The organism is Streptomyces sp. WELS2 (assembly GCF_013870595.1).
Lineage (GTDB): Bacteria > Actinomycetota > Actinomycetes > Streptomycetales > Streptomycetaceae > Streptomyces.
In genome coordinates this window covers 1-8,963 of record NZ_JACBWZ010000202.1, presented here as the reverse complement: position 1 = coordinate 8,963, position 8,963 = coordinate 1, and the positions used below count along the sequence as shown (strand labels likewise).

At 73.1% G+C, this 8,963-nt stretch carries 8 protein-coding genes; 5 read left to right on the top strand and 3 right to left on the bottom strand.

Annotated features, from left to right (window positions below; translation table 11 throughout):
- From H5J33_RS14610 to H5J33_RS38680, 3 genes are all read right to left on the bottom strand, one after another.
- The coding region (locus H5J33_RS14610; RefSeq protein ID WP_181795342.1) for a BNR repeat-containing protein at window positions 1–800 on the bottom strand (800 nt) is incomplete at its 3' end.
- Window positions 801–816: 16 nt separating this feature from the next.
- Window positions 817–1,137 (bottom strand): L-rhamnose mutarotase, encoded by a 321-nt coding sequence (locus H5J33_RS14605; RefSeq protein WP_181795341.1) that lies wholly within the window; start codon window positions 1,135–1,137, stop codon window positions 817–819.
- On the bottom strand, window positions 1,113–1,811 hold the full coding sequence (locus H5J33_RS38680; protein WP_399552829.1) for an ATP-binding cassette domain-containing protein: 699 nt from the start codon (window positions 1,809–1,811) through the stop codon (window positions 1,113–1,115). The genes H5J33_RS14605 and H5J33_RS38680 overlap by 25 nt, the downstream gene beginning before the upstream one ends.
- Window positions 1,812–2,084: 273 nt before the next feature.
- Between H5J33_RS38680 and rhaI the strand changes: the two genes are divergently transcribed.
- The 5 genes from rhaI to H5J33_RS14575 form a co-directional block, all read left to right on the top strand.
- Window positions 2,085–3,245 carry an L-rhamnose isomerase gene (gene rhaI, locus H5J33_RS14595; RefSeq protein ID WP_181795340.1) on the top strand — a complete coding sequence of 387 codons (1,161 nt, stop codon included), beginning with the start codon at window positions 2,085–2,087 and terminating at the stop codon, window positions 3,243–3,245.
- Window positions 3,246–3,363: 118 nt separating this feature from the next.
- Window positions 3,364–5,403: a bifunctional aldolase/short-chain dehydrogenase gene (locus H5J33_RS14590; RefSeq protein ID WP_181795339.1), complete on the top strand. Its 2,040-nt coding sequence runs from the start codon at window positions 3,364–3,366 to the stop codon at window positions 5,401–5,403.
- A complete protein-coding gene (locus H5J33_RS14585) occupies window positions 5,400–6,863 on the top strand; it encodes a rhamnulokinase family protein (protein WP_181795338.1) in 1,464 nt (487 codons plus the stop codon). The genes H5J33_RS14590 and H5J33_RS14585 overlap by 4 nt, the downstream gene beginning before the upstream one ends.
- 93 nt (window positions 6,864–6,956) lie before the next feature.
- Window positions 6,957–7,712 (top strand): (Fe-S)-binding protein, encoded by a 756-nt coding sequence (locus tag H5J33_RS14580; protein WP_181795337.1) that lies wholly within the window; start codon window positions 6,957–6,959, stop codon window positions 7,710–7,712.
- The coding region (locus tag H5J33_RS14575; protein ID WP_181795336.1) for a lactate utilization protein B at window positions 7,709–8,963 on the top strand (1,255 nt) is incomplete at its 3' end. The genes H5J33_RS14580 and H5J33_RS14575, both read left to right, overlap by 4 nt.

The window sequence follows — 8,963 nt, the reverse complement described above, 5'->3', positions numbered from 1 at the left end:
CCCACCACGGCGCCCGCGTCGTTGCGCCAGGTCCGGCCGCGGTCGTCGGAGGTGACGTAGCCGGTGTCGTGGTTGGTCAGTCCGCCGCCGTCGGCGAGGACGGCCGGGTCCCGCTCCCGCCAGGTGAACAGGGCGTGCAGCCGGCCGCGCCGGTCGTAGTCGAGGCCGTGCAGGTACATGCTGCGGGCGGTGCTGGAGCCGTGCGCGCTGGTGTACGTGCCGGTGGCGCCGGACCACTCCCCCAGCGCGGTCCAGCGGGAACCGTCGTACTCGGCGAGGGCGTTGCGGCCGTTCCCGGAGACACCGGTCCGGTAGGCCAGCTGGAGCAGGCCCTCGGGGGTGGTGAGGAACTGCGGGTAGGTGAACCGTGCGGTGAGCGGCAGGCCGTCCAGGGTGGTCCGTACGGTGCCGAAGGCGGACGGGCCCCAGGCGGTGCGGGAGGTGTCGTCCAGGAGTCCGGCGACGGACTTGACGTAGTGGAAGCCGTCGCTGTGGGAGTCGAGGTTCAGGTGCAGGCGGCCGTCCACCGGCGAGACGCCCATGCAGATGACGTTGTGTGAGTCGTCGGCCTTCAGCCGGTGCGGCAGGGTGACGGCCGACCAGGCGGTGGTGCCGAGCTCGCGGCGGGCCACGACCGCCTCGCGGCTCGCCGTGTACCAGACGGCGTACTGGTGACGGCCGTGGGTCAACAGCCCGTGTTTCTGGAAGGAGTTGGTGTTGACCAGACCGTCGTAGGAGACGAAGTACAGGGCGCGGGCGTCCAGTCGGGTGCGCACCGGACCGGTCAGCGAGGGTCTCATCCGCGTGTCTTCCCGGTCAGGCCAGGTGGAACACTTCGGTGAGCGGCCGCATGGCCTCGTCGGGCCGGGCGCCGTCCAGGGACTCGAAGAAGGGCGCCATCTCCTTCTGCCAGCGGGAGTTGACCTCCGTGGCGGCCATGCCGGCCTGGGCGGCGGCGAAGTCCTCGGTCTCCAGATAACCGACGAGCAGGCCGTCCCCGCGCAGGAACAGCGAGTAGTTGCGCCAACCGGCCGTCTTCAGTGCGTCGAGCATCTCCGGCCAGACGGCCGCGTGCCGCGCCCGGTACTCCTCGAGCCGGTCCGCCCTGACCCTCAGCAGGAAGCACACGCGCTGCATGAACAGTCCCCGTTCCCTCGGAAGTGGTACCGGTCGGTGGTGCGGGCGCCGAACACGGCGGGCCGGCCGGGGCCGGTCACGCCGTTCCGGCCCAGGGTGTACGTCGTCCCGCCGGAGCCGGAGGTCTCGCCCGGCCCGCCGCCGATCCGCCTGAAGGCCGGCGCGACGGCGGTGCGGGCCGCGAGCGCGCCGGGCCCGGCCCGGTCCCACGGCGCGAAGGCCTCGACGGTGCCGTTCCCGACGCACCGGTGCGGGTCGTCCTGGGTGCCGGGGCCGGTCAGCCGGACCCTGCCCTTGTACGTGGGCCCGGACAGGCAGGGGGCGGCGGCCTTGATGCCGACGGCGGCCGGGGAGGCGATCCCCTTCAGGCCGGGGTGCTCCTGGAACAGGCCCCGGGTCTGCCGGAAGGACCGCCGGGCGTCGCCGGGGCCGTGGAAGACGACGGGTTCGCCGTCGAGCAGCACCTGTCCGGTGTCCGGGCGGTGCGCCCCGGCGAGGGTCCTGACCGGCGCCGTCCTGCCCGCGCCGTTCTCGCCGGCCGGCGCCCGCACCTCGCCGGGCGGCGGCTCCGGGGAGACGTCGCGCGGGACGCGTACGGCGCCGAAGGACTCGAAGACACCCTTCGGTGCCGGCACCGGCACCGGGACCGGTCCCGGGCCGGGCGGGTGGGTCATGGGGGCTCCTCGACGGCACCGGCGCGGGACCGCTCGGCCGCCCACGATGTCGTGAAAGGTTTCAACTGGCTTGCCGGGACCGTAGGCACCGTAACCAGCCCACGTCAATGGGCCGGGATCGAAAAGCTTTCGAGTGCCAGCGGAGGAAACGCGATCGCGGTGGCCGGGTTCGCCGGAGTGCTTGACACCCCTGGTGGTGGCCCCTAGCTTGCCATTCTGAATCGTTTCATACGCTCGGTCCGTCGCCCGCCCGACACCCACAGGAGCCCTGAAGTGACCGACCTCGCCGCGGTGAAGGCCGCGCTCAAGACCCAGGCCGTCGAGACGCCGTCGTGGGCGTACGGGAACTCGGGCACCCGGTTCAAGGTGTTCACGCAGGCCGGGGTGCCGCGCTCGCCGTGGGAGAAGCTCCAGGACGCGGCGCGGGTGCACGAGTTCACCGGGGTCGCGCCGTCGGTCGCCCTGCACATCCCCTGGGACACCGTGGAGGACTACACCGCGCTCGCGGAGTACGCCGGGGAGCGGGGGGTGCGGCTGGGCACGGTCAACTCCAACACCTTCCAGGACGACGCCTACAGGCTGGGCAGCGTCTGTCATCCGGACGCGGCCGTGCGGCGCAAGGCTGTGGACCACCTGCTGCGCTGCGTCGACATCATGGACGCCACCGGGTCCCGCGATCTGAAGCTGTGGTTCGCGGACGGCACCAACTACCCCGGGCAGGACGATGTGCGCGCCCGCCAGGACCGGCTGGCCGAGGGGCTGGCCGAGGTGTACGCGCGGCTCGGCGAGGGGCAGCGGATGCTGCTGGAGTACAAGCTCTTCGAGCCGGCGTTCTACACCACGGACGTGCCGGACTGGGGGACCGCCTACGCCCACTGCCTCGGACTCGGCGACAAGGCGCGGGTGGTGGTGGACACCGGGCACCACGCGCCGGGCACCAACATCGAGTTCATCGTCGCCACGCTGCTGCGGGCGGGCAAGCTCGGCGGGTTCGACTTCAACTCGCGGTTCTACGCCGACGACGACCTGATGGCGGGGGCGGCGGACCCCTTCCAGCTGTTCCGGATCATGTACGAGGTGGTGCGCGGCGGGGGGTTCACCTCCGAGGTCGCGTTCATGCTCGACCAGTGCCACAACATCGAACCGAAGATCCCGGCGATCATCCGCTCCGTGATGAACGTCCAGGAGGCCACGGCCAAGGCGCTGTCGGTCGACAGGGACGCGTTGGCCGAGGCGCAGGCGTCGGGGGACGTGCTGGGGGCCAACGCCGTGCTGATGGACGCGTACAACACCGATGTGCGGCCGTTGCTGCGTGAGGTCCGGGAGGAGATGGGGGTGGACCCCGACCCGATGGCCGCGTACGCCCGGTCCGGGTGGGCCGAGAAGATCGTCGCCGAGCGGGTCGGCGGGGAGCAGGCCGGCTGGGGGGCGTGAAGCGTCCGCCGCCGGAGCGCCGTCGCGGGGTGCGGGGCCGTCGCGGCTCGTCACGCGGTTCCCCGCCCCCTCCGGACCCTGCCCCTTCCCCCGCCTCCCGGAAAGGAACCCGTACCCCATGACCACCCACCCCTCGGTCGCCGCTCTCCTCTCCCGCTCCCACCGCCTCGGCTCCGACCCCCGCAACACCAACTACGCCGGCGGCAACGCCTCCGCGAAGGGCACCGCCACCGATCCCGTGACCGGGGGTGACGTGGAGCTGCTGTGGGTCAAGGGCTCCGGCGGCGACCTCGGCACGCTCACCGAGGCCGGGCTGGCCGTGCTGCGGCTGGACCGGTTGCGGGCCCTGGCCGAGGTGTACCCCGGGGTGGAGCGCGAGGACGAGATGGCCGGGGCGTTCGACTACTGCCTGCACGGCAGGGGCGGGGCCGCGCCCTCCATCGACACCGCCATGCACGCCCTGGTGGACGCCCCGCACGTGGACCATCTGCACCCGGACTCCGGTATCGCGCTCGCCTGCGCGGCCGACGGGGAGAAGCTGACCGCCGAGTGCTTCGGGGACCGCGTGGTGTGGGTGCCGTGGCGGCGGCCCGGGTTCCAGCTCGGGCTGGACATCGCCGGGATCAAGCGGGCGAACCCGCGGGCCGTCGGCTGCGTCCTCGGCGGGCACGGCATCACCGCCTGGGGCGAGACGTCCGAGGAGTGCGAGCGCAACTCGCTGTACATCATCCGGACCGCCGAGGCGTTCCTCGCCCGGAGGGGCAGGGCGGAGCCGTTCGGGCCGGTCGTCGCGGGGTACGAGGCGCTGCCCGATGCGGAGCGGCGGGAGCGGGCCGCCGCGCTCGCGCCGTACGTCCGGGGCCTGGCGTCGCGGGACCGGCCGCAGGTGGGGCACTTCGACGACTCCGAGGTGGTCCTGGACTTCCTGGCCCGCGCCGAGCACCCCCGGCTGGCCGCCCTCGGCACCTCCTGCCCGGACCACTTCCTGCGCACCAAGGTACGGCCGCTGGTACTGGACCTGCCGCCGGCCGCGCCACTGGAGGACGCCGTCGCCCGGCTGAGGGAACTGCACGCCGCCTACCGGGAGGAGTACGCCGCCTACTACCGGCGGCACGCCCGGCCCGGCTCCCCCGCCATGCGCGGCGCCGATCCGGCCGTCGTGCTGATCCCGGGTGTCGGCATGTTCAGCTTCGGCAAGGACAAGCAGACCGCCCGGGTGGCCGGCGAGTTCTACGTCAACGCGATCAACGTGATGCGGGGCGCCGAGGCGGTCTCGTCGTACGCGCCGATCGACGAGGCGGAGAAGTTCCGCATCGAGTACTGGGCGCTGGAGCAGGCCAAGCTCGAGCGGATGCCCGCGCCCAAGCCGCTCGCCACCCGTGTCGCGCTGGTGACGGGGGCGGGCAGCGGGATCGGCAAGGCCATCGCGCACCGGCTGGTGGCGGAGGGGGCGTGTGTGGTCGTCGCCGACCTGGACGCCGAGGGAGCGGCGCGGGTCGCGAAGGAGCTGGGCGGGCCGGACCAGGCCGTCGCCGTCACCGTGGACGTCACCTCCGAGGAGCAGATCACCGCCGCGTTCCGGTCGGCGGTGCTCGCGTTCGGCGGGGTCGACCTGGTCGTCAACAACGCCGGGATCTCCGTGTCCAAGCCGCTGCTGGAGACCACCGCCCGGGACTGGGACCTCCAGCACGACATCATGGCCCGCGGCTCGTTCCTGGTGTCCCGGGAGGCGGCCCGGGTGATGACGGCGCAGGGACTGGGCGGCGACCTCGTGTACATCGTCTCCAAGAACGGCGTCTTCGCCGGGCCGAACAACATCGCCTATTCCGCCACCAAGGCCGACCAGGCCCACCAAGTACGGCTCCTCGCAGCCGAGTTGGGCGAGCACGGGATCCGGGTGAACGGCGTCAACCCGGACGGTGTGGTGCGCGGCTCCGGCATCTTCGCCGGGGGCTGGGGGGCTCGGCGGGCCGCGGTGTACGGGGTGCCGGAGGAGAAGCTGGGCGAGTTCTACGCGCAGCGCACCCTGCTCAAGCGCGAGGTGCTGCCCGAGCACGTGGCGAACGCGGTGTTCGCGCTGACCTGCGGGGACCTCACGCACACCACCGGGCTGCACATCCCGGTCGACGCGGGTGTGGCGGCCGCGTTCCTGCGATGAGCGCGGGCGTGAAGGCGTACGCGGCCGTCGACCTGGGCGCGTCCAGCGGGCGGGTCATGGTGGGCCGGGTGGGCCCCGACTCGGTGGAGCTGACCGAGGCGCACCGGTTCCCGAACCGGCCGGTGCGGCTCCCGGAGGGGCTGCGCTGGGACATCCTCGCGCTGTACGGCGGTGTCCTGGACGGACTGCGGGCGGCGGGCGCCGCCGGCGGTGGCCGGCTCGCCTCCGTCGGCGTCGACGGCTGGGCGGTCGACTACGGCCTGCTGGACGGCGAGGGGACGCTGCTCGGCAACCCGGTCCACTATCGCGACGCCCGCACCGAGGGGGTCGCGGAGAAGGTGTGGGCGACCGTGCCGGCGGCGGAGCTGTACGCGGCGACCGGCATCCAGTACGCGCCGTTCAACACGCTCTACCAGCTCACGGCGGACCGCTCGACCGCCCGGTTCGCGCTCGCGGCACGGGCGCTGCTCGTCCCGGACCTGCTGACGTACTGGCTCACCGGCGAGCAGGGCACCGAGCTGACCAACGCCTCCACCACCCAGCTCGTCGACCCGCGTACCCGGACCTGGGCGCACGGGGTCGCCGGCCGGCTGGGCATCGACCTCGGTCTGTTCGCGCCGCTGCGGCAGCCGGGCGATCCGGCCGGGACGCTGCGGCCCGAGGTGCTGGCGGAGACCGGGCTGCGCGGCCCGGTTCCGGTGACGGCGGTCGGCTCGCACGACACCGCGTCGGCGGTCGTGGCGGTCCCGGCGACGGGTGAGCGGTTCGCCTACATCTGCACCGGCACCTGGTCCCTGGCCGGCCTGGAGCTGTCCGCGCCGGTGCTGACCGAGGAGAGCCGGGCGGCCAACTTCACCAACGAGCTGGGGCTGGACGGCACGGTCCGCTATCTGCGCAACATCATGGGGCTGTGGCTGCTCCAGGAGTGCGTACGGGCCTGGGGCGAGCCGGACCTGGGGCTGCTGCTGCGTCGGGCGGCGGCCGTGCCCACGCTGCGTTCGGTGGTGGACGCCGGGGACGCTGCCTTCCTCGCGCCGGGGAGGATGCCGGAGCGGATCGCCGAGGCGTGCCGGGCGTCGGGGCAGCCGGTGCCCGCCACCCCGGCCGAGGTGACCCGGTGCATTCTGGACTCGCTGGCCCTCGCGCACCGGCGGGCCGTGCTGGACGCGGCCCGGCTGGCCGACCATCCGGTGGACGTGGTGTACCTCGTGGGCGGCGGCACCCGCAACGCGCTGCTGTGCCAGCTGACGGCCGACGCCTGCGGGCTGCCGGTCGTCGCGGGCGCGACCGAGGCGGCGGCCCTGGGCAATGTGCTGGTGCAGGCCCGCGCGCACGGACTCGCCGGCGATCTGCCCGCGCTGCGCAGACTGCTCACCCGTACCCAGCCGCTCACCCGGTACACGCCCCGGGGCGACACCGGCCGGTGGCGGGCGGCCGAGGCGCGGCTCGCCGCCCGGTGACCCGCGCTCTCCCGCGCCCGCACCCCGCCGACTACCCTGCGGTCATCCGATGATCCGTGCCACCCGTCCGCCGACCGACACCGAGGAGCCTCGATGCGTGTCGCCCTGTTCCTGACGTGTGTCAACGACACGTTGTATCCGGATACCGGCCGGGCCGTGGTGAAGCTGCTGACCAGACTGGGTGTCGACGTCGACTTCCCGATGGACCAGACCTGCTGCGGGCAGGCGCACTACAACACCGGCTACCGCCATGAGACCGAGCCGCTGGCCCGGCATTTCTCCGATGTCTTCCGCGACTACGAGGCGATCGTGACCCCGTCCGGATCGTGCGGGGCGATGGTGCGGGAGCTGTATCCCCGGCTGGGCGAGCGGGCCCGGGCCGAGGGACGCGGGGACGGGCTCGCGCGGGCGCTGGCGCCGGTGGTGCCGAAGACGTACGAGCTGACGGAGTTCCTGGTGGATGTGCTCGGGGTGACGGACGTGGGCGCCTATTACCCGCACAAGGTCACCTATCACCCGACCTGTCACGGGCTGCGCGGACTCGGGCTCGGGGACCGGCCGCGCCGGCTGCTGAAGGCGGTGAAGGGGCTGGAGCTGGCCGAGCTGCCGGGGGCCGCGGAGTGCTGCGGGTTCGGCGGCACGTTCGCCGTGAAGAACGCCGCGGTGTCGGCGGCGATGGGCGTGGACAAGGTGCGCGACGCGGAGTCGACGGGCGCCGAGGTGCTGTGCGCGGCCGACAGCTCCTGCCTGATGCACATCGGCGGCACGATGAGCCGGCTGGGCAGCGGCATGCGGCCGGTGCACATCGCGGAGATCCTGGCGAGCACGGAGGAGGAACCGGCGGTATGAGCGGTACGTTCGTCGGCATGCCGGCCTTTCCGGAGGCCGCGCGGGAAGCCGTCCGCAATCCCACGCTGCGGGGCAACCTGCGCCACGCCACGCACACCATCCGCGCCAAACGGGCCCGGGCGGTCGGCGAGTTGTCCGACTGGGCCGGGCTGCGCGAGGCGGGCCGCCGGATCAAGGACCACACCCTGCGCCATCTCGACCGGTACCTGGAGCAGTTGGAGGCCTCGGTCACCGCGGCCGGCGGCACGGTGCACTGGGCGGCCGACGCCGAGGAGGCCAACCGGATCGTCACCGAACTGGTCAGGGCCACCGGCGAGTCGGAGGTCGTCAAGGTCAAGTCGATGGCCACGCAGGAGATCGAGCTCAACGAGGCCCTCGCGGCGGCGGGCATCCGCGCCTACGAGACCGATCTCGCCGAGCTGATCGTGCAGTTGGGCAAGGACCGCCCCTCCCACATCCTCGTCCCCGCCATCCACCGCAACCGCGGGGAGATCCGGGACATCTTCACGCGGGAGATGGGCGAGTGGGGCCGGCCGGCGCCCGAGGGCCTGACGGACACGCCCGCCGACCTGGCCGAGGCGGCCCGGCTGCACCTGCGGGAGAAGTTCCTGCGGGCGAAGGTCGGCATCTCCGGCGCCAACTTCATGGTCGCCGAGACCGGCACGCTCGTGGTCGTCGAGTCCGAGGGCAACGGCCGGATGTGCCTGACCCTGCCCGAGACGCTGATCTCGGTCGTCGGCATCGAGAAGGTCGTGCCCACCTGGCGGGACCTGGAGGTCTTCCTGCAGACCCTGCCCCGCTCCTCGACCGCCGAGCGCATGAACCCGTACACCAGCATGTGGACCGGCACCACCGACGAGGACGGCCCGCGCGACTTCCACCTGGTGCTGCTGGACAACGGCCGCACCGACACCCTCGCCGACACCGTGGGCCGCCAGGCGCTGCGCTGCATCCGCTGCTCGGCCTGCCTGAACGTGTGCCCGGTGTACGAGCGGGCGGGCGGACACGCCTACGGCTCGGTCTACCCGGGCCCCATCGGCGCCATCCTCAGCCCCCAGCTGCGGGGCACGGCGAGCGGGATCGACGCCTCTCTGCCGTACGCCTCGTCGCTGTGCGGGGCCTGCTACGAGGTGTGCCCGGTCGCCATCGACATCCCCGAGGTGCTGGTGCACCTGCGGGAGCGGGTGGTGGAAGGCGGTCCGGCCGTGCGCCGGGGGAACAAGGTGCTGCTGAAGCCGGCCAAGGGGCACG

What these genes read in the sequence shown, in the direction of transcription:
- H5J33_RS14590 (WP_181795339.1), top strand. Translation starts at nt 3,364, where the DNA reads ATGACCACCCACCCCTCGGTCGCCGCTCTCCTCTCCCGCTCCCACCGC.
- H5J33_RS14580 (WP_181795337.1), top strand. Translation starts at nt 6,957, where the DNA reads ATGCGTGTCGCCCTGTTCCTGACGTGTGTCAACGACACGTTGTATCCG.
- H5J33_RS14605 (WP_181795341.1), bottom strand. Translation starts at nt 1,137, where the DNA reads ATGCAGCGCGTGTGCTTCCTGCTGAGGGTCAGGGCGGACCGGCTCGAG.
- H5J33_RS14585 (WP_181795338.1), top strand. Translation starts at nt 5,400, where the DNA reads ATGAGCGCGGGCGTGAAGGCGTACGCGGCCGTCGACCTGGGCGCGTCC.
- H5J33_RS38680 (WP_399552829.1), bottom strand. Translation starts at nt 1,811, where the DNA reads ATGACCCACCCGCCCGGCCCGGGACCGGTCCCGGTGCCGGTGCCGGCA.